Source organism: Photobacterium minamisatsumaniensis, assembly GCF_050336695.1.
In the GTDB taxonomy this organism is placed as follows: domain Bacteria; phylum Pseudomonadota; class Gammaproteobacteria; order Enterobacterales; family Vibrionaceae; genus Photobacterium; species Photobacterium minamisatsumaniensis.
In genome coordinates, this window is sequence record NZ_JAKJSI010000014.1 from 67,804 (window position 1) to 88,317 (window position 20,514).

The window sequence follows — 20,514 nt, forward strand, 5'->3', positions numbered from 1 at the left end:
TGAACAGCTAAACAGGCGGCCTTAGGCTGCCTTTTTTTTTGCCAAAATGTTATCACGGTCATGAATATGTGAAAAAACGAAAATATAAATGATGATCTTAATCAATCAATCGCCTATTATGTTCGTTATCGAGCATTTATGCGCGTTTTGGAACTTTTATACTTTCGGTTGGGGTGAATGCATGGCTGTGGCAAGTGATATTCTAGACATTATTGTTGTGGGTGGCGGGATCAATGGAGCGGGCATTGCTGCTGATGCTGCGGGTCGCGGTCTAAATGTTGGTCTATATGAAGCGAAAGACTTTGCCTCAGCAACCTCTTCGGCCAGCTCAAAGTTAATCCATGGTGGATTACGCTACCTTGAACATTATGAATTTCGCTTAGTTGGGGAAGCATTGGCTGAACGTGAGGTGCTATTACGTAAAATACCTCATATTGCCCGACCAATGCGCTTTCGTTTACCACATCGCCCTCACTTACGTCCGGCATGGATGATCCGCGCGGGGTTATTCCTTTATGATAACCTCGGCAAGCGCACGACATTACCTGCAAGTCGTAGCTTAAAATTTGGTTCTGATTCTGTGTTGGTGCCAGAAATCACCAAGGGATTTGAATATTCAGACTGTTGGGTGGATGACGCCCGTTTAGTCGTGCTAAATGCGATGGAAGTGGCAGAGCGTGGTGGTGAAGTACGTAATCGCTGTAAGGTTGAAAAGGCGGTGCGCCAAGGTGATCTTTGGCTGGTAACGCTGCGAGATATGCTCACGGGAGAAGTCCTTGAGCGACGTAGCCGCGCTCTGGTAAATGCCGCGGGCCCTTGGGTTAAAGAATTTTATGATCAAAGCTTAGACACCCCTTCGCCACGCAATATCCGCTTGATTAAAGGTTCGCACATTGTTGTTCCTCGTGTGCATGAGCAGGAGCAGGCGTATATTTTGCAAAATGAAGATAACCGTATTGTCTTTGTTATTCCGTACCTCGATCGCTTTTCTATTATCGGCACCACGGATGTCGAGTATCAGGGCGATCCACGAGAGGTCGCGATTGATGAAACTGAAATCGGCTATCTGCTTGATGTTTATAATCACCATTTCACGAGTAAGCTAGCGCGTGAAGATGTTGTTTGGACTTACAGCGGGGTACGCCCACTATGCGATGATGAGTCAGACTCTCCGCAAGCCATTACCCGCGACTACACGCTGGATCTTGAACAGCAAGGCAATGAAGCGCCATTATTGTCGATTTTTGGTGGCAAACTAACGACTTATCGTAAGCTAGCGGAAAGCGCTATGAGTAAGTTAAATCCTTTCTTCCCGGCGATGAAGCAGCCTTGGACTGCTGATAGCTTTTTGCCCGGTGGTGAAGCTGGATTTGATGCCAAATGGCGGATCAAAATGCTCACACGTACCTACCCATGGATGACATCGCTGACGGCAACACGCTTGGTCACAAACTATGGCAGCCGAACTGAACCACTCTTGGTTGGGGTGAAGCAGGAGTCGGATATGGGTCTGCATTTTGGCGAAGGGTTTTATGCGCGTGAGCTTGATTACTTGATTGAGCATGAGTTTGTGTGTGATGCCGAAGATGCCCTATGGCGCCGTAGCAAGGTCGGACTGTATCTCAATGAACAGCAAAAGCTGGCAGTGGCTGAATATATTGAATCCCAACGTGCGGCTCGGCAACCAGCAGCTTAATGGTGTGTGATACCAAGTAAAAAACAACAAAGGCGCTTTAAGCGCCTTTGTTGTTTTTAAGAGACGGGTTCTATTGCTAAGTCGCTGCGAGTCTTATTGGTAAAGGTACTTGGTAAATAGCAGCTCGGTAACAATTTTCTGGTTAGTTTCGGTGATCAGCAATTCATTGACTTTCGCCAAGCATGCCTGACGAATTTCTTCTCGTCCTGCCAGTGACTTAACACGGGCTTCCGATTGCTGACTTATGATACTGATTATGGCATCACGGATTAATGGGGCATGGTGATCAACATATTTAACCAACTGGGGATCGGCAACCATTAAATCAACTTGTAGACGCAAGTACCCCAGCGTTTTACCTTGCGTGGTGTAATTGGTGGTGATATCTGGGGCAAGGGTGTAGTAAGTGTACTGTGCTGAAGGGGCGCTGGTTTCTGCCCAAACAGGTAAAGAGGTCGTAAATGCTGCAAACAGTATCATGATGCTAGAGAGAATTGATTTCATTAGTACACTCATTGGGTTACATGTTTTTCTGGTGATGAATTGCCATCTTTCGATCGTAACGATATTCGTACACGTTACAGCTTGCTACAATAGTGTTTCTTCATGGTAATAAATTAACTGGATTCTACCAAGCATTTGATCTGTTATTGGTCGAGTTTTTATTGGAAAAATGTCGAAATTCAAGCAGTTGTACAAGCCCTTGCTGGATGGTGCCCAATGGCAAGCACCGCACGAAGCAGCTATAGAAGGGACTGAGTTTGGGCATTGGTTGCTTGAACTTGATTCGTTATCCCGTCGTTTTGAGCGACATTGTACTCAATTTACAGTGTCATTGATTGAACAGGTAAAAATAGAACCAGAACAGCTTCAACCCGATGAGCGAGCATTAATTGGTGATAGTGCCTGTTTGCTCCGTAAAGTTGTGCTGTTGGGTGACGGGCAACCTTGGGTGTTTGCTCGTACTTTGATCCCTGTAACAACATTAACAGGGCAAGAACAAGATTTAGCTCAGCTCGGTGAAATGCCGTTGGGCTTTCGTATTTTTACTGATCGCACCGCTCGCCGAGATGCTTTGGTGGTTGCGAATGTCAGCACTGGTCCAGATCCGCTGTGGGCGCGTCGCTCTCGTTTATGGATCAATGATAAACCCATGCTGGTGGCCGAATTATTTTTGCAGGATGCACCTATGTATAAGGAGACTCAACATTGGAAATGACCAAAGCGAAAGCATTTTGGCAGTTAGCCCGCTTTGATCGCCCGATCGGGAGTTTATTGTTACTGTGGCCGACATTGTGGGCGTTATTTTTAGCCGCTGATGGCATTCCTGATCCGCATGTGCTGGTGGTATTTGTACTTGGTGTGATTTTCATGCGAGCGGCAGGTTGTGTCATCAATGATTTTGCCGACCGAAATTTTGATGGTCATGTTAAACGCACGGCGAAGCGACCAATGCCTTCTGGTAAGGTCTCTGAACGTGAGGCTCTGGCACTGTTTGGCTTGTTAGTACTAGTGTCTTTCTTGCTAGTGTTAACCATGAACACCTTGACGATCATGCTCTCTGTCGTAGGGTTAGTGCTGGCCGCAGCGTATCCGTTCATGAAGCGTTATACCCATTTGCCTCAGTTGGTGCTGGGCATGGCGTTTGGTTGGTCTATCCCGATGGCATATGCCGCTCAAGCGGGTGAGCTGCCTTTGGTCGCTTGGTTGTTGTTTGCTGCGAATATTTTATGGACGATTGCCTACGACACGTTATATGCAATGGTTGATCGTGATGATGACTTGAATGTCGGGATCAAATCGACTGCAATTTTATTTGGTCGTTTCGATAAGATGATTGTCGGTTTTCTTCAGTTGGGAACCGTCGTGTTGTTGATTATTATTGGCGCACTACTTGCCTTACCCCAGATATATTTCTGGTTATTGTTATTGGCTTCATCATTGTTTGTTTATCAACAAATGCTGATCCGTGGTCGTGAGCGTGAGCCATGTTTTAAAGCGTTCCTCAACAATAACTATGTCGGTATGCTGGTGTGTATCGGGATTGCAATTAGTGTGTGTTGGTAAGATTTATCATCCACATTAAAAAAAGCGCCTACGGGCGCTTTTTTTATGAGTGATGTCTTTTTCATATCGTACCGAGAAACCCGTGGCAAAAAACGTCCACCGTTTAACATGAAAAAAACGGGCTGCAAGGCAGCCCGTTCGTCTCTTTATGTTACGGAAAAGCCAGCGTTAAGCATTGGTATCATGCTCTTCTATACGCTCTTCACGGTTCATGACTGCCTGAATTGTCAGCTTAACTTCCGGTGAAACCAAGGCCGCGAGTAAATCGGCAAGGTGCTCCACAGGTTGTGACACCGCGTGGCAATCTTCGTTGAGGTAGCCTTCGCTGCGCAATGTTTTTACTAACGTGGAGAATACGCCTTTATCAAAGAATTCCGGTGCATTAATGCCGTGCAATCGGCTTAGTCGTTGCGCCATCATCTGGCTTTGCTGCTCTAAGTCACTTTTCATTAGCTGCGGCTCAGAACGTAGCAGTGTCAGTGCAATTGCATAACGTTGCAGGGTTTCGGTGATCGTACGTCCCAGCAAGTGCAATGGGCCGATACGCGCGTTGTTAAGCGCGATGTCATCACCGTCACGTAACACCAAGCGTTGACGAACCAGCTCTTCGATTTGTGACTCAATGACCGCGTCAAGTTCACTTTCATCAAAGCGCAGGAATAGCTCTGCTTTTAGGAACGGGTAGAGCAGTGTTACTTGCTCGACAATCGCGCGCGCAGGCAATCGTTGATGCTGGATCACAATATTGGCGATCAGTGATGGCAACGCAAATAAGTGAATAATGTTGTTGCGATAATAGGTCATCAGAATCGCTTGCTGGCGATTTAGTGACACCATTTCGCCAAGGCTGTCACGATCAACGACAAACTTATCCATCTCGATAGCATGTTCAACCATCGTTTTGGCGTCTTCATCTGGCACGGTGAATTGATCAGAGTACGGCACATGGCGCATCAGCTGTAGGTAACAGTCAATTTGTTGTTCTAGCTCTTCTCGGCTTAACGCACGTTGGCGCGATGATAGCAGTGCCAAACCACACAAGGTGAGGGCATTGGTCGCCGCCGCATCATTAATGTGAGTCATCATTTTCACGGCTAAATCGTTCACCACAGGGTTTAACCATTGTGGGCGCTGAGGCTCGATAGGGTTGATGTCTTTATGCCACTCTGGAACGTGCTCGTTAAGGTAGTGGTTGAGTGGGATAGGCTCACCAAAGTTAACGTAGCCTTGACCAAGGTTACGTAGCTTACGCAACATACGGACAATTTGGCCAAGATTTTCTTTTTCTTTTCGTTTGCCTTGCAGCTCTTTGGCATACGTGGCGACTTCCATAACATGCTCGTAGCCGATATAAACCGGTACTAATGTCACGGGGCGATTAAGGCCTCGCAACATCGCCTGAATGGTCATTGATAGCATGCCAGTCTTGGCAGGCAATAGTCGCCCGGTACGAGAACGGCCACCTTCGCTGAAGTACTCTACCGAGTAACCCTTAGCAAACAGTTCGGCCAGGTATTCACGGAAAACCGTCGAATACAGGCGGTTGCCTTTGAAACTACGGCGGATAAAGAACGCACCGCCGCGGCGGAAAATTGGCCCTGCGGGGAAGAAGTTCAAGTTGATACCAGCAGCAATATGTGGCGGCACTAACCCTTCGCGATACAAGACATAAGAAAGCAGTAGGTAGTCCATATGGCTGCGATGGCACGGTACATAAACAATTTCATGACCATCCTGGGCCAGTCTACGCACCCGCTGGGCATTATTAATGTTTAGCCCCTGATAGAGCTTATTCCATAACCAGCCAAGGAAGCGCTCACCATGCTTGATCAGTGGATATGAGAAATTTGTCGCAATTTCTTCCATCATATCGATGGCTTCTTTACGTACTTTCTCTATCGGCACATCTCTGTTCGCCGCTTCTTCTGCAACGACCTTTTCGATGGCTTTAGATGCCAATAAGCGTTTGAACAGGGCTTGGCGATCAGGCAGTTTTGGCCCTGATGCGGCAAGTTGTTGACGTGAAAAGTGAATGCGTGCAACACGTGCTAGTTTGTTGGCAATTGAGTCATCAGTACCGTGATGGTCTGCCATATAGCGTAGTGAAACGGATGGGCTTAAACGCACCATACAATCGCGGCCGTGGCCCAAGATGGTAAAGAGTTTCTCAGGGCCATTCAGCGGTCGTAGGATCGGGCGGTGATTATCTTCTTTGCCCGGTTTTCGGCCCCATAAGATAGAGGCTGGCACAACTTGGATATCAAGTTCGCTGTCTTGTTTATGTTGCTCCAGTAGGGCGGTAAACAGCTCGATGGATGCCTGCGGTAATTCACTATTAGAGCCAAAGACACTTGGGCCGTCTGAAATAAAGACATAGCGAGTGTAAAACTGACCGCCTATCTCAAGGGGAGACAAAGGATCTGGTAAGCCTAACTTTAGGGTGCTACTGCGCAAGGTCATCAGATCGGTATTGGAGCGGAACGGCAGGATATAAACAATCGGTCGTTCTAAATCAAGCTCTAGGTCGGTAACCGGATCTGCAGGGATTGAATGGGTTTTAACCAGCAGAGAAAGCGGCAAATCCAGTATTTTTTGATAGATTTTCTGCCAACTTGACATATTTATTATTAGCCTCGAATTCTTAATGCGAGGCAAGGATAGCAGAAAAAGAGGGGCTATAAGCAGCGAAATAGCACATCTTGACGGGGAAATATCATTTTCAAGATCGTTTTTAGCTATTTTATGTTTGGCGTCAAATAGTAACCGATTTTGTCTTTTGAGTTTGCTGGCTTTGCCTGCATTCCGGCTAAAATTGCTGTTTTCCTAAACAATGGCCTTTTCAAGCGACTTAACACTGGATATACTCACAGTGGACTGTATAAAAAGACAGGGTAGGATATGAAGCCGTTAACGCCGCGCCAACAAGAAGTCTTTGATTTAATCAAAGCAAAAATTGAAGATGCTGGAATGCCGCCAACACGTGCTGAAATAGCCCGTGAATTAGGTTTCCGGTCTGCCAACGCCGCTGAGGAGCACCTCAAGGCTTTGGCCCGTAAAGAAGTCATCGAAATTATCCCTGGGGCCTCTCGTGGGATCCGTTTATTGGTTAATAACGATGAAGCTAATGAGTCTGGCTTGCCATTGATTGGCCAAGTTGCAGCAGGTGAGCCCATTTTGGCTCAAGAGCACGTAGAGACCCATTACGAGGTTGACCCCGCTTTATTCAAGCCTCGTGCCGATTTCCTGCTTCGTGTAAATGGTATGAGCATGAAAGACATTGGTATTATGGATGGCGATCTGCTTGCTGTGCATAAGACTCAGGATGTCCATAACGGACAGGTTGTTGTTGCCCGTGTCGATGATGACGTGACGGTGAAGCGACTAGAGAAAAATGGTTCTCAAGTGTTACTGCATGCTGAAAACGACGATTTTTCACCGATAGTGGTTGATCTAAATGCTCAGCATTTGAGTATTGAAGGCATTGCTGTTGGGGTGATCCGCAATACCGACTGGATGTAATTACCACGCAGCATTTTATGCTGAATGTGTACTTGGACGTAAGAATGTTATGTCCATACTTTGCATTTGTTAATGATAGTCATTATCATCTTCTTGACTTGCTAGGAGATGATGATGACAGATCCCACACGCTACGATATCCCATCCGATCTGCTCCAACCCCTCTGGCTCCGTAGCCGCGAGAGCTTGGATGATGATCGTTTGATCTACGATCCTGTCGCGGCTGTTGCATGCCGTCAGTGCAGCCTTAAGCCTGACTGCCTTTCTGGCTATCTTTCGGAACAGCAATTACTGCATGCGAGTTTGGCCAGACTGTGTGATCGCCAAGTTAAGCATTTCCTTCGACGTCATCCAAATGGCCGCATCATTAATATCGGTGCCGGTTTAGATACCCGTTTCTACCGAATTGATAATGGTTTATGCCGATGGTTCGACATTGATATCACCGAGAACCTACTTTGGCGGCAGCGATTATTCCATCGCAGTGAGCGTTATCGAATGGTGACGGGTTCTATTACCGATCTGGCTTGGCTAAATGAGTTACCTAATACTGCAGCGACGCCAGTGCTGATCTTATGCGACCAAGCATTACTACACTGTGATCATGCTGCGGTATCCCGTTTTCTGCAGACCGTTGGTTGTCATTACGGCCAAGCTGAAGTGTGTGTGGTGTTGGCTGGAAGCTTGGGCCACACGGCATTGGCTAAAAAAATGGGAGCTGGTGATTATTTACATGGTTACGTAGACCCACAACGACAGCTGCTTGACTGGTTGCCGTGGGCGAAGTCGGTCAGCCGTTACAACCCATTAGATAATCCGTGTTCTCGCTGGCAGCCTTGGCAGCGTTGGATCGCGAAAATTCCTAGCTTGAAATACCGTTTATTACCCACACTTATGCACATTCATCTATAGAGTTACTTACCCTCCATATCTATCACTGGCATGTTAGGTTCTTTCATGACTTGAATCATGTTTTTTTCCTACTAATTAATTGGTATTACGTCAAACCTGTCCTAAGTTAATTGTAAACAGAGTGTTAATAAAGCTGTGCGATTTTTCGCCTCCTAGATCTGGAGGTGCTTAAAAACAGGAAAGGACAGGAGGGATCCGGGTGATGATGATTCGCCAATTGATCTGCGTTTTGGGCGCTTTATTTGCGGTGCCGTTGTACGCCGAAACTCAATCTATGCCGCTGAATATGACTCAGGGGGTAACTGAGGTCAGTCAGCGTGTGTTTGAACTCCATATGACCATTTTCTACATTTGTGTAGTGATTGGTTTGGTGGTGTTTGGGGTGATGTTTTGGGCCATTATTCATCACCGTAAATCCAAAGGAGCGGTAGCCGCTTCATTTCATGAAAGTACCAAAGTTGAAATTCTCTGGACGGTGATCCCGTTTGTCATCCTGATTGTGATGGCAGTGCCTGCCACGCAAACGCTGCTGGCGATGGAAGATACCTCAAAGGCGGATATGACGGTACAAGTGACTGGTTCACAATGGAAGTGGCATTACAGTTATTTCGACGAAGATGTCCAATTTTATTCACACCTCGCTACCTCTTCAGCACAAATCACCAACCAACGTGAAAAACGTAGTAACTACCTACTAGAGGTTGACCGTCCGTTAGTGCTGCCTATTGGTAAGAAAGTCCGTTTTCTGATCACATCGCAAGATGTTATTCACTCTTGGTGGGTCCCCGATTTTGCAGTGAAGAAGGATGCTAATCCAGGTTTTATTAACGAAGCCTGGACCCGTATTGATAAGCCGGGGATTTATCGTGGGCAGTGTGCTGAATTGTGCGGTAAAGATCATGGCTTTATGCCGATTGTCGTTATCGCGAAATCTCAGAGCGACTACGATGATTGGTTGCAAACAACCAAAGTGGCTCAGCATGAAGCGCGAGAAGAAGAGCAACGCTTACTGTCGATGCAGATGTCGATGGAAGAGCTGATGGATCTGGGTGAAAAAGTCTATAACACCCGTTGTGCGATGTGTCATCAGGCCAATGGTCAGGGCATACCGGGCGCTTTTCCCGGATTGGCAGGAGAAGGTATTTCGATTGATCCTGCGGCGAAGCTAGAGCATGTCAGTGTGGTCGTCCATGGTCGACAAGGAACGGCCATGCAGGCCTTTGGGCCTCAGCTTAGTTTGAAGGAGTTGGCGGCAGTGATCACGTATGAGCGTAATGCGTGGGGAAATAATACGGGTGAAACGATCCAAGCTGCGGAAGTGCAAGCTGTTATGGACGGTGAAGACTTTTAGGGGAGAGTAACAATGACGGATATGTTACGTGAGCAAACCGAGGTCGAGGAAACCCAGACCGAGCATGAGCATCACGATCACCACCAAACAGGCTTAAAACGCTGGTTGTTTACCACCAACCACAAAGACATCGGCTCACTGTACTTAATGTTTAGCTTTGCCATGTTTTTGATTGGTGGGGCGATGGCGATGGTGATCCGAGCTGAGCTATTTCAGCCTGGATTACAATTAGTTGAACCTAACTTTTTTAACCAAATGACCACCGTTCATGGCCTGATCATGGTCTTTGGCGCGGTTATGCCTGCATTTACCGGTTTGGCAAACTGGATGATCCCCATGATGATTGGTGCGCCAGATATGGCGCTGCCACGAATGAATAACTGGAGCTTCTGGATTTTACCTTTTGCTTTCAGCATGTTGTTGGCTTCGCTATTTATGGAGGGGGGCGGTCCAAACTTTGGTTGGACGTTTTATGCGCCACTATCAACGACGTACAGCCCTGAAAGTACAGGCTTGTTCGTTTTTGCTATCCACATAATGGGAATAAGCTCCATCATGGGGGCGATCAATGTCATTGTCACGATTGTGAACCTGCGTGCGCCGGGCATGACCTACATGAAGATGCCTTTATTTGTTTGGACGTGGCTCATTACCGCCTTTTTACTTATCGCGGTTATGCCCGTGCTGGCAGGGGCAGTAACTATGGTGCTGACCGACAAGTACTTTGGCACCAGTTTCTTTGATGCCGCTGGTGGGGGCGATCCGGTGATGTTTCAACACATTTTCTGGTTCTTTGGTCACCCTGAAGTCTATATCATGATATTGCCGAGTTTCGGTATTGTTTCAGCGATTATCCCTGCCTTTTCACGCAAGAAACTCTTCGGCTATAGCTCAATGGTGTATGCCACAGCGTCAATTGCTGGCTTGAGCTTTTTGGTTTGGGCACACCATATGTTCACCACCGGAATGCCAGTGGCCGCTGAGCTGTTCTTCATGTATTGCACCATGCTTATTTCAGTGCCGACTGGGGTGAAGGTGTTCAACTGGGTAGCGACGATGTGGCGTGGATCGTTAACGTTTGAAGTGCCCATGCTGTTTGCCATCGCCTTTATTGTATTGTTTACCATCGGCGGTTTTTCAGGACTGATGTTAGCCATCACGCCTGCCGATTTCCAATACCATGATACGTACTTTGTGGTGGCACACTTCCACTATGTGCTGGTGTCGGGGGCTATATTCTCGATCATGGCGGCGGCCTATTATTGGCTACCCAAATGGACAGGCTATATGTTCGATGAAAAACTGGCGAAGTGGCATTTCTGGTGCTCAATTATTTCAGTCAACATCCTCTTTTTCCCGATGCACTTCCTTGGGTTAGCGGGTATGCCCCGTCGGATCCCTGACTATGCACTGCAATTTGCTGATATCAATGCGGTGGTGAGTATTGGCGGTTTCATGTTTGGTCTATCGCAGTTTATCTTTCTGGCGGTGGTTATTAAATGTGCGAGAGGGGGTGAGAAAGCTGCGGCGAAACCGTGGGATGGCGCTGAAGGACTGGAGTGGACGGTACCATCTCCGGCGCCACACCATACGTTTTCAACCCCGCCTAAAATTGATTAGGAGGCGTTGTTATGGCATCTGAATCGAGCTCTGAGGAAAAGAAAAAACAGCGGTCATTATGGTCGCTGGTGTTGATGTCAGTGCTGATGTTTGGCTTTGCGTTTGCACTGGTTCCACTGTATGACGTGTTTTGTGACATTACGGGCATTAACGGGAAAACAGCAAATATAGCGGTTGAAAGTAGCGATCGCGTTGATAAAAGCCGAGAAGTTACCGTTGAATTCGTGGCTTATATCAACCCCGGCATGCAGTGGACATTTGAGCCTGAAATCAAATCGGTGGTCGTTAATCCCGGCCAAACCCACACCATTAATTACCAAGCGCGCAACCTGACGGCAATCGAAACGATTGGTCAGGCCGTGCCTTCTGTTAGCCCCGGTTTAGGGGCTAAATACTTCAATAAAATTGAATGCTTTTGTTTTAATCATCAGCCCTTGGCGGGAGGAGAGACAGCCAGCTTACCACTGGTCTTTTATGTCGACCCAGAGCTGCCAGAGGACATTAATACCCTGACATTGGCTTATACCTTATACAACGCCAAGCCGGTTGTGACGGCGAAAACACAATGAGGTTGAATAATGGCGAATCCATATTCTGAACACGATGAATCAATGAAAACTCCACATGAGCACTACTATGTTCCCGAGGCCAGTGCATGGCCAATTGTGGGGGCTATCGCACTATTTCTGATTGCCATGGGGGCGGGAGCAACCGTTGGTAATTTGTTTAATGGGCAAGGGCCGTGGTTGTTATTAACCGGCGCTGGTTTGTTATTACTGATGCTGATTGGCTGGTTTCGAGATGTGATCACCGAGTCGATGGGGGGACTGTATAGCCACCAGATGGATCGGTCGTTTCGTCAAGGGATGAGCTGGTTTATTTTCTCTGAAGTGATGTTTTTTGCTGCCTTTTTTGGGGCGCTGTTCTATGCCCGAATGATTGCTGTGCCTTGGCTCGGTGGTGCTGGTAATAATGAAATGACCCACGCTGTACTGTGGCCCGAGTTCATTGCCCAATGGCCATTGGTCACCACCCCAGATGGTGGCGTCACTCAGGCAATGGGTCCGATTGGGCTTCCACTATATAACACCTTGATTCTTATCACATCTTCGGTCACTGTTCATTTCGCGCATACGGCGCTAGAGCAAAATAATCGTCCACGCTTAAAGTTATTTTTGTTACTGACCGTTCTGCTCGGCTGCTTGTTCGTGTATCTGCAGGGGGTGGAATATATTCACGCTTATCAAGATATGGGGCTAACGTTAGATTCAGGGGTATATGGGAATACCTTCTTCTTACTAACTGGGTTTCACGGGATACACGTTTCATTAGGAACGTTGATTCTGTTTATTGTGTGGCTGCGGGTTTTGCGTGGGCATTTCACCCCAGAGAAACACTTCGCGTTTCAAGCTGGCGCGTGGTATTGGCATTTTGTCGATGTGGTTTGGTTGGGCTTGTTTATCTTTGTCTACATCCTTTGATGGAAGGTAAATTAAACCTGAGTGGTTGATTTATTTAGTCGCCAAATCAGTAAGGGCGGGGATTCGGGGTAATGTAACCGCCCGCCAATGCCAATAGTAAAAGCACAAACAGTAGGACTGAGAAAAGGATACGACGGCCGAGAAAGCGCGACATCGGCTGGGTTTGTTTACCTGTTAGCATCATCGGCAGTGCCCTGAATAAATTAAAGATGATGAATACCAATAAGCAGACGATTAGGGCTTTTAGCAACATGGACAGCCTCCAGAAATTGATAGGTGGTTATGCGAAGGATCGGTTTCATACTTTTTACTTTGGCGGTACTCGTGACATTGGTCAAGCTTGGCTTGTGGCAAATGTCACGAGCTCAGGAAAAAGAAAGTCTGAGTCATGCACTTAAATTCCGCAGTGAGCAGGTCTATTACAGCCTTGCGAGTTTACCCCGCGACCCTCGCTGGTACAGCCTGACGTTACTTGGTGAATTCGACCATAGCAAAGCGGTACTACTGGATAACCAGCTATACCGAGGTCGACCCGGTTATCATGTTTTGTATCCCTTTGCGGCTGATAATGGCTGGGTATTGGTTAACCTTGGCTGGATAGCCGCTCCTACCTATCGTGACCAAATCCCTACGTTACCTGAGCATCATGGTGAGTTGAAGGTAACCGGTATTATTGCTCCCCCTTCCAACCTACTGGAATTGGCGCCGGAACAATGGGGTACGCAGTGGCCTGTACGAGTACAAAACCTAGATTTGGCGGTACTAGGGGAAAAAATGGCACTGCCGCTAAAGCCGTGGATATTGCAAATTGAACCTGACAGTCCTGTCGCATTACAACAAACATGGCAACCCGTCGTGATGGGGCCACAGAAACATTACGCCTATGCCTTGCAATGGTTTTTGCTGGCGATTGCTGTCTCTGGTTCGGCATTGTGGTGGTTAAAAAGGAGCAAGGTATGAAGAAACATGGAACGTTGTTATTACTGCTAGGCGCGTTTGCACTGCCTGTCATTCTGGCGAAGTTGGTTCTTGATCTTAACTGGTATCAAGGGGGCGTGACTAACCGTGGTGAGTTGCTGGCAAGCCCGTTGACCTCTGAATGGCTTGGTGAAAATGAGCAATGGCAATTAATTTACCTGCTGCCAGAACAATGTGATGAACAGTGTTCTGGCGCGTTGTTTAACCTACGCCAAATTCCACAAGCTGTAGGTGCCGAACAATCAAGAGTCAGTAGCCTGTTATTGGTCTCAGCAGATAGCTTGTCGACACAACCGGATATAATCCGCCAGCAAGTTGAAGGGGTTGAACAGCGACAAGTCCCTGAGCACGTGGTTACTCAACTCAAAACCCTTGAGTACGGTGCGAAGGCCATCTATATCGCTGATCCGCTTGGTAATGTGATGATGGCATACCCTTTAGTTAAGGGGAAAGTGGAAATTCTTGCGCAAGGTAAAGACTTGCTGCGGGATCTCAAGCGGTTGCTAAAAATTTCTAAAATCGGCTAAGGAGGGCTGGATATGAAATGGTTAGGTTTTCAGTCCTTGGTCAAATTCACCCTTGCCCTCGCACTATGTGTGATTGCACTGGGCGCTTATACTCGCTTGACTGAAGCGGGTTTGGGGTGTCCCGATTGGCCGGGTTGCTATGGTTTTGCTGCGGTCCCGCAAACGGCGGAGCAGCTGGACAAGGCGTCAGCGTTATTTCCCGATTTGCCCGTTGAAGCTGAAAAAGCATGGAATGAAATGCTGCATCGCTACATTGCTGGCACGCTAGGTCTGCTGATCTTACTGATTAATATCGTGGCATGGCGTAAGCCTGGGCGTCCTCGTTTTTTACCCGCCTTACTTTTGGTCACGGTGATCTTTCAAGCATTACTGGGTATGTGGACGGTTACGTTGGTACTGATGCCCGTGGTTGTGATGGGGCACCTGCTGGGGGGCTTCACCACCGCTTGTTTGTTGTTGCTATTGGTGCTGCGATTAGAGAAAAAGCCAAGGCCACTTATTCAAACTAAACACCCCACGAAAGGACTTCAATTTTTTGCTGCGCTTTGTTTGTTTGCGGTGGGATGCCAGATTGCACTCGGTGGCTGGACCGCAGCCAATTACGCGGCATTGGTATGCACCCAGCTCCCTATTTGTGAGGTCGACTGGCTCCAGCAATTTGATGCCAGTGCTTTTCATCTCATCCAGCCGAAACATGATAGTTATCAATATGGGGTGCTTAACTTTCAACAGCGTGTTTCAATCCATGCCGTGCATCGGATTGGGGCGATGATAACCAGTGTGTTGTTATTGATCTTGGTATGGCGGTTGTGGCGACAGGCGCAGTTGCGTGCTGCTGCCGTGATGACAGTCGGAATACTAAGTGTTCAAGTCTGTTTAGGGATCACCAATGTGTTAGCCAGCTTGCCGCTGTTTGTTGCGGTTGGACATAACGTGGTTGGGGTTGTGCTGTTGTTGATGATGGTTGCTGTTAACTATCGTATCTATTGTTTACGGGTAACAAGGCTAGGCTGGCACCGATCGACTGCTGGCTCAGAGGCAAGGGAGAGCTAAACCATGGAAAAAGGACAATTGGCTGCTAAAGGCAGTATTAAACCACGAGTTACAACGCGGGGGTGGGTGCCAGTCTGGCAAGATTACCTAACGATGACCAAGCCGAAAGTGGTTGCGATGTTACTGCTCACCGCTTTGGTGGGGATGTGTTTAGCGGTACCGGGGATCCCTCCTTTAAAGGCAGTCGTGTTGGGGTTGTTAGGGATAGGTTTTCAATCGGCAGCAGCGGCGGCTTTCAACCATATTTTAGACCGACGCTTTGATGCAAAAATGGCCCGAACGTATCATCGCCCGTTAGCGAAAGGGCGAGTAGAAACCTATAAAGCGGTGATCTTTGCTACGGCACTGATGGTGATGGGGTTTGTCATGCTGTGGCAGCTTAATGCCTTAACTGCTTGGCTCACTTTTGCCAGTCTGATTGGCTATGCGCTGATCTACACGGTGTGGTTAAAGCATGCGACACCGCAAAATATAGTTATTGGCGGCTTGGCTGGGGCAGCTCCCCCGTTACTGGGTTGGACTGCCGTCACTGGACAGCTAGATCCCCATGCGTTGCTGTTGGTTATGTTAGTGTTTACGTGGACTCCTCCGCATTTTTGGGCGTTAGCGATTCACCGAAAAGATGATTACGCCAAGGCCGGTATTCCAATGCTTCCTGTCACGCATGGCATTGAATTTACCAAAACCATGGTGCTACTCTATACCGTGATTCTGGCCGTGGTTGGTTTATTGCCGTGGCTGACAGGGATGAATGGTTTGCTGTACCTCGTGGGTAGCAGCGTGATTAACCTTGGCTTTATCGGCTACGCTCTTAAGTTGAAATTTGCCGACCAACCCGGACATGCATGGGCAACATTTAAGTATTCAATATGGCATTTGCTGGCGCTATTCGTGGTGCTGCTAGCTGACCACTGGCTTATAAACTTGCTTGAGTAGCACTGTAATCCCTACTGTGTTTCACGCCTTTTTTCGCCCCCGTAACGGATCAATCGTTGCGGGGGCTTTCTATTTTCGGGCAATAATCAGATAATCGCGGTTTGTATATAGCGTGAGTCGAGGTGGTTGTGTTTAAAGCATTACGGGATATTTCTTTACATCGTCAGGTGTTTGCACTGGCGTTGCCGATGGTGCTATCAAACATAACCGTACCATTACTCGGCCTAGTTGATGCGGCGGTGATTGGCCATCTCGATTATGCTTGGTACCTCGGTGGTGTCGCGGTAGGCGGCACCATGATCAATGTGACATTTTGGCTGCTAGGCTTTTTACGCATGGCGACCACAGGGTTAAGTGCGCAGGCGTATGGGGCTTCAAATAAAGATGCCCAAGCTACGGTCTTTATTCAGGGCATCGCTTTGGCATGGTTGTTGGCGCTTATTTTGATTGTCTTCCATCAGCCTGTTTCACAGTTGATCTTCCAGTTCAGTAGTGCGAGCGAAGAGGTGAAAACCTACGCCGAGCAGTATTTCTCTATTCGTATTTGGGGAGCGCCAGCAGCTTTGGCGAATTTTGTCATTATGGGATGGCTGCTCGGCACGCAAAATGCCAAGTTACCTATGTGGCTGTTAATAATCACCAACGTGGTCAACATTGCACTGGATATCTTGTTTGTGATTGGCTTGGGTTGGAAAGTGCAAGGGGCTGCCGCCGCTTCTGTAATTGCAGAGTATAGCGGTCTGCTACTTGGTTTATGGTTTGTTTCTCGTCAATGGCTTGCCCAATCTCTCCCGGCGGTAAAAACGAAATTAAGCTCGGTATGGCAGGGAGCCGGGCGGTTACTGAAGCTTAACCGCGACATTTTTTTACGCAGTTTGTGTTTACAGCTGGCCTTCACCTTTATGACATTCCAAGGTGCAACCTTAGGCGACAATGTGGTTGCCGCCAACGCGGTACTGATGAGCTTTTTGATGTTGGTATCGTATGCGATGGATGGGTTTGCTTATGCAATGGAAGCCATGGTGGGCAAAGCGATTGGGGCGCGTAACCGTGAAGAACTAGGCCGAACCATGATCGGCACAACGTTTTGGAGTTTGATGATTTCCCTGTTCATTACATTCGCCTTTACCGTGTTTGGGCATGAGATTATTGGATTGATCTCAGATATTCCCGCGGTGCAGCAAGAGGCAGCCATTTATTTACCGTGGCTGGCTGCTGTACCTCTGGTATCGATGTGGTGTTTTCTTCTTGATGGGATCTTTATTGGTGCCACCCGAGGCCGCGAAATGCGTAACAGCATGTTTTTTGCCACCTGCAGTTTCTTTGTCATTTGGTGGTGGTTAGCTGATTTTGGTAACCATGCCCTGTGGGGGGCGATGCTGGGATTTATGGCGGTAAGGGGGATTGGGCTAGCGGCTATTTTTGCGTATCAGTGGCAAAAAAATATTTTCCTGGAACCTGCCTGTGTAAACAAATAGTTAGGTTTTTTCATCTAAGTTATGCCATTTTTGTGGTAAAAAAAACTACCCATTGCAATTGGGATCTGTTTAAAATACGAGCAGTTTTTGCATAGGTAGTACAGATGAAGAAAGCATTTTTTGGTATTTTATTGACCATAATGGCAGTGAGCTGGGGAGTGCCAGCAAGTGCTGCTATCCAGGGACAGACATTTAAAGTAACCGCGACGGCGTACAATTCCGTTCGCGCACAAACCAATGCCAACCCGTCGATTGCGGCTTGGGGAGACAGGCTGAAACCGGGCATGAAGGTCATTGCCGTCTCGCGAGACTTATTGGGAATGGGCTTTAAGCATGGCACCAAAGTGAAAATATCGGGTCTGCCCGGCGAATATGTCGTGATGGACAAGATGAACAAGCGTTGGACGAAGAAAATCGATATCTACATGGGTAAAGATATTCAGGCTGCACGTAATTGGGGCCGTCGTAGTGTAACGATCACAGTGGTTGAAACCTAATTTAAGCTAACCTGAGAATAATCGCTCTGTGACCGAACTACTGTGAACAGAGTGGCTACTTTTCAGATTGGTATTACGCAAAAAGCCAGCTGAATGTTATTGACTCGAAAGAGATAACATCAGCTGGCTTTTTAGTATCTGGCTTTTTACAGGCTAGCGATTAGTAGTAAGAGTGTTCACCACGAGCATGCTCGGTGATATCACGAACGCCCGTTAACTCACCAACAAACTGTGCAAGCAGTTCTTTCTCAATACCTTCTTTTAGCGTTACATCAACCATTGAACAGCCGTTACAACCACCGCCAAACTGGAGGATTGCAATGCCGTCTTCCGTGATTTCAGCTAAAGACACATTACCACCGTGGCCTGCTAGTTGAGGGTTAACTTGTGTTTGGATCACATAGTCAACACGCTCCATCAATGTTGCATCATCAGAGACTTTACGCACTTTTGCATTGGGTGCTTTCAGTGTTAGCTGTGAACCCATTTTATCGGTAACGAAGTCGATCTCAGCATCATCAAGGAAAGGCAGGCTTAGCTCATCAACATAAGCTGAGAATAGATCAAGTTTGATTTCTGTATCGGTGGTTTCTACCGCTTCTGGCGGACAGTACGACACGCCGCACTCTGCACTTTGAGTACCAGGGTTAACCACGAATACGCGGATGTTTGTACCTTCTGGTTGTTGAGCCAAAAGTTTGCCGAAATGCTGTTGAGCATTATCAGTAATAGTAATCATAGACACGACGTAATACCTGACTTAATTAGTAAGATTAATTCTATTCTACTCTTTGATGCCCTATCTATCACCCCCTAATCGAAAATCTATGATTTCAGTCTGATTCTTGTGGTGTTTTATGACTTTCCACTTTTGAAGTGAAACACAGGCAATAGATGTCGATTTGTTCGACGCCACTTTGTTGTAGCAGGGTTGCAATAGCGGCAACGGTACTGCCTGTGGTCACCACATCATCAACAATCGCCACATGGTTTGGAAGGCTCTGTTCTTTGAGTATAAATGCCCCGTGCAGATTACGCTGTCGTTGCTGCCGGCTTAGCTGGTGCTGTGGTTGAGTATATAGCTTGCGACGGATCGCTTGTGGCAAGCACTTGCTGTGGGTTTTCTCGGCAATGGCGTCAGCCAGCAGCGTACTTTGGTTAAAGCTGCGATAAAGCCGGCGAAGCGGATGCAAAGGTACGGGGATAACAACAGGGGCAGGAGTTTGAATTTGTGCAGCCAACAAATGGCCAAGCGGCTGTGCCAGCCAAAATTTACGCCCAAATTTCAGCTGGTGGACCAAGGTTCGCAGTGGGAATTGGTATTCACCAAGCCGAACAAAATGTTGCCAAGGCGGCGGTTTAGTTAGGCATCGACCGCAATGTGGGGTCATGGCGAGGGTATTGGATCCACACCGTTGGCAGTATGGGGTTTGTTGAAACCGCTGTCGGCAATGATGGCACCAGAGCTTTTCTCCATTTGGGATGGGGAGCCGGCAGAGTTGGCAGTATGAAGGTGTAAGCAGACTGTTGGCTATCTTGGTGATTGGCGATACCATTCCACTATCCTGAGGCTGAAATAAAGGAAATATAAATGACAGCCAAGCTTTACTGGCAAACGGAAGGTCAAGGTTCCGATCTGGTTCTCATTCATGGCTGGGGAATGAATGGTGCGGCCTGGCAACAGCTTGTGCCTACACTGGCTAAGCATTACCGGTTACATATTGTCGATTTACCGGGTTATGGTCATAGCCATGAACTACCTGCGACTGATGTAGAAGGAATGGCACGCCAATTGCTTGATAATTCACCGGAGTCTGCAACGTGGCTCGGATGGTCATTGGGGGGATTGGTTGCGACTCAGGCGGCATTGCTTGCCCCTGAACGTGTAAACCAACTGATCACTGTCGCGAGCTCACCACGGTTTGCAGCACAACACACATGGCGTGGGATCAAACCCGAGGTGTTAGCGGATTTTAGACGTCAGCTGGATCAAGATTTTCAGGCAACGGTTGAGCGCTTCTTGGCGCTACAAGCGATGGGTAGCCCGACGGCAAGGCAGGATATCAAGCGGCTGAAAGAGGCCGTTTTATCGCGACCTGCCCCAAACCGTGAGGCATTGGCGATGGGATTGAAGATGCTGGAAGAGGTTGACTTACGTGATCAGCTTGAAGGTATTACCCAACCTTGGCTACGTATTTATGGTCGGCTTGATGGCTTGGTGCCGGTGAAAATTGCAAAAGCGCTGGATGATTTAGCCCCAGAGTCTCAGCGGCAAATTTTTGCCTCTGCATCTCATGCACCGTTTATTTCACATCCCGATGAATTTATTCAGGTATTAAAGGGATTTATCCGCTAAGTTAGATTTAGCGAGACGTCATGTGTGGCATGTTGGTAACATT

Annotated in this window: 21 protein-coding genes; 16 read left to right on the top strand and 5 right to left on the bottom strand. The window is 47.7% G+C overall.

Features of this window, described 5'->3' with window-relative positions:
• Positions 1-181: 181 nt before the first annotated feature.
• Complete coding sequence (glpD, locus tag L4D78_RS06420) at positions 182-1,696, top strand: glycerol-3-phosphate dehydrogenase (protein WP_428466146.1); 1,515 nt, start codon at positions 182-184, stop codon at positions 1,694-1,696.
• 93 nt (positions 1,697-1,789) lie between these two features.
• On the opposite strand, the gene L4D78_RS06425 is transcribed toward glpD, so the two are convergent.
• A complete protein-coding gene (locus L4D78_RS06425; RefSeq protein ID WP_428466147.1) occupies positions 1,790-2,200 on the bottom strand; it encodes a flagellar basal body-associated protein FliL in 411 nt (136 codons plus the stop codon).
• 169 nt (positions 2,201-2,369) lie between these two features.
• Here L4D78_RS06425 and L4D78_RS06430 point away from each other — a divergent pair, with 169 nt between their 5' ends.
• The gene (locus tag L4D78_RS06430) at positions 2,370-2,915 is read left to right on the top strand and encodes a chorismate lyase (RefSeq protein ID WP_428466148.1); all 546 of its coding nucleotides are present in this window, start codon (positions 2,370-2,372) and stop codon (positions 2,913-2,915) included.
• The gene (ubiA, locus tag L4D78_RS06435) at positions 2,912-3,763 is read left to right on the top strand and encodes a 4-hydroxybenzoate octaprenyltransferase (protein ID WP_428466265.1); all 852 of its coding nucleotides are present in this window, start codon (positions 2,912-2,914) and stop codon (positions 3,761-3,763) included. The genes L4D78_RS06430 and ubiA overlap by 4 nt, the downstream gene beginning before the upstream one ends.
• A 168-nt stretch (positions 3,764-3,931) precedes the next feature.
• Here the strand turns inward: ubiA and plsB are convergent, their stop codons facing one another.
• On the bottom strand, positions 3,932-6,382 hold the full coding sequence (plsB, locus tag L4D78_RS06440) for a glycerol-3-phosphate 1-O-acyltransferase PlsB (protein ID WP_428466149.1): 2,451 nt from the start codon (positions 6,380-6,382) through the stop codon (positions 3,932-3,934).
• Positions 6,383-6,661: 279 nt separating this feature from the next.
• Between plsB and lexA the strand changes: the two genes are divergently transcribed.
• The 6 genes from lexA to L4D78_RS06470 all read left to right on the top strand — a co-directional run bounded on the left by lexA (position 6,662) and on the right by L4D78_RS06470 (position 12,646).
• Positions 6,662-7,282, top strand: coding sequence for a transcriptional repressor LexA (gene lexA / locus L4D78_RS06445; protein WP_428466150.1), 621 nt, complete (start codon positions 6,662-6,664; stop codon positions 7,280-7,282).
• Between the two features lie 114 nt (positions 7,283-7,396).
• Positions 7,397-8,194 (top strand): class I SAM-dependent methyltransferase, encoded by a 798-nt coding sequence (locus tag L4D78_RS06450; RefSeq protein ID WP_428466151.1) that lies wholly within the window; start codon positions 7,397-7,399, stop codon positions 8,192-8,194.
• 205 nt (positions 8,195-8,399) lie between these two features.
• On the top strand, positions 8,400-9,545 hold the full coding sequence (coxB, locus tag L4D78_RS06455; protein WP_428466266.1) for a cytochrome c oxidase subunit II: 1,146 nt from the start codon (positions 8,400-8,402) through the stop codon (positions 9,543-9,545).
• Between the two features lie 12 nt (positions 9,546-9,557).
• Positions 9,558-11,165: a cytochrome c oxidase subunit I gene (gene ctaD, locus L4D78_RS06460; protein WP_428456561.1), complete on the top strand. Its 1,608-nt coding sequence runs from the start codon at positions 9,558-9,560 to the stop codon at positions 11,163-11,165.
• 11 nt (positions 11,166-11,176) lie between these two features.
• The gene (locus L4D78_RS06465; RefSeq protein ID WP_428466152.1) at positions 11,177-11,734 is read left to right on the top strand and encodes a cytochrome c oxidase assembly protein; all 558 of its coding nucleotides are present in this window, start codon (positions 11,177-11,179) and stop codon (positions 11,732-11,734) included.
• A 9-nt stretch (positions 11,735-11,743) separates the two neighbouring features.
• A complete protein-coding gene (locus L4D78_RS06470; protein ID WP_428466153.1) occupies positions 11,744-12,646 on the top strand; it encodes a cytochrome c oxidase subunit 3 in 903 nt (300 codons plus the stop codon).
• A gap of 46 nt (positions 12,647-12,692) precedes the next feature.
• On the opposite strand, the gene L4D78_RS06475 is transcribed toward L4D78_RS06470, so the two are convergent.
• On the bottom strand, positions 12,693-12,899 hold the full coding sequence (locus tag L4D78_RS06475) for a DUF2909 family protein (RefSeq protein ID WP_428466154.1): 207 nt from the start codon (positions 12,897-12,899) through the stop codon (positions 12,693-12,695).
• A gap of 71 nt (positions 12,900-12,970) precedes the next feature.
• Between L4D78_RS06475 and L4D78_RS06480 the strand changes: the two genes are divergently transcribed.
• The 6 genes from L4D78_RS06480 (at position 12,971) to L4D78_RS06505 (ending at position 18,115) form a co-directional block, all read left to right on the top strand.
• Positions 12,971-13,606 carry an SURF1 family protein gene (locus tag L4D78_RS06480; RefSeq protein ID WP_428466155.1) on the top strand — a complete coding sequence of 212 codons (636 nt, stop codon included), beginning with the start codon at positions 12,971-12,973 and terminating at the stop codon, positions 13,604-13,606.
• Positions 13,603-14,151, top strand: coding sequence for a cytochrome oxidase (locus L4D78_RS06485; protein ID WP_428466156.1), 549 nt, complete (start codon positions 13,603-13,605; stop codon positions 14,149-14,151). The genes L4D78_RS06480 and L4D78_RS06485 overlap by 4 nt, the downstream gene beginning before the upstream one ends.
• 12 nt (positions 14,152-14,163) lie before the next feature.
• Positions 14,164-15,204 carry a COX15/CtaA family protein gene (locus L4D78_RS06490; RefSeq protein ID WP_428466157.1) on the top strand — a complete coding sequence of 347 codons (1,041 nt, stop codon included), beginning with the start codon at positions 14,164-14,166 and terminating at the stop codon, positions 15,202-15,204.
• A gap of 3 nt (positions 15,205-15,207) precedes the next feature.
• On the top strand, positions 15,208-16,140 hold the full coding sequence (gene cyoE, locus L4D78_RS06495; protein ID WP_428466158.1) for a heme o synthase: 933 nt from the start codon (positions 15,208-15,210) through the stop codon (positions 16,138-16,140).
• Between the two features lie 128 nt (positions 16,141-16,268).
• Entirely contained in the window at positions 16,269-17,618 is a 1,350-nt protein-coding gene (dinF, locus tag L4D78_RS06500) for an MATE family efflux transporter DinF (protein WP_428466159.1), read from the top strand.
• Between the two features lie 104 nt (positions 17,619-17,722).
• Positions 17,723-18,115, top strand: coding sequence for a 3D domain-containing protein (locus tag L4D78_RS06505; RefSeq protein ID WP_428456570.1), 393 nt, complete (start codon positions 17,723-17,725; stop codon positions 18,113-18,115).
• Between the two features lie 160 nt (positions 18,116-18,275).
• Here L4D78_RS06505 and nfuA read toward each other — a convergent pair whose 3' ends face one another.
• Positions 18,276-18,854, bottom strand: coding sequence for a Fe-S biogenesis protein NfuA (gene nfuA / locus L4D78_RS06510; RefSeq protein ID WP_428456692.1), 579 nt, complete (start codon positions 18,852-18,854; stop codon positions 18,276-18,278).
• A gap of 94 nt (positions 18,855-18,948) precedes the next feature.
• Complete coding sequence (locus L4D78_RS06515) at positions 18,949-19,671, bottom strand: ComF family protein (RefSeq protein ID WP_428466160.1); 723 nt, start codon at positions 19,669-19,671, stop codon at positions 18,949-18,951.
• Positions 19,672-19,706: 35 nt separating this feature from the next.
• On the opposite strand from L4D78_RS06515, the gene bioH reads away from it, so the two are divergent.
• Positions 19,707-20,471, top strand: a complete 765-nt coding sequence (gene bioH, locus L4D78_RS06520; RefSeq protein WP_428466161.1) for a pimeloyl-ACP methyl ester esterase BioH — start codon at positions 19,707-19,709, stop codon at positions 20,469-20,471.
• The last annotated feature ends 43 nt before the right edge of the window (positions 20,472-20,514 follow it).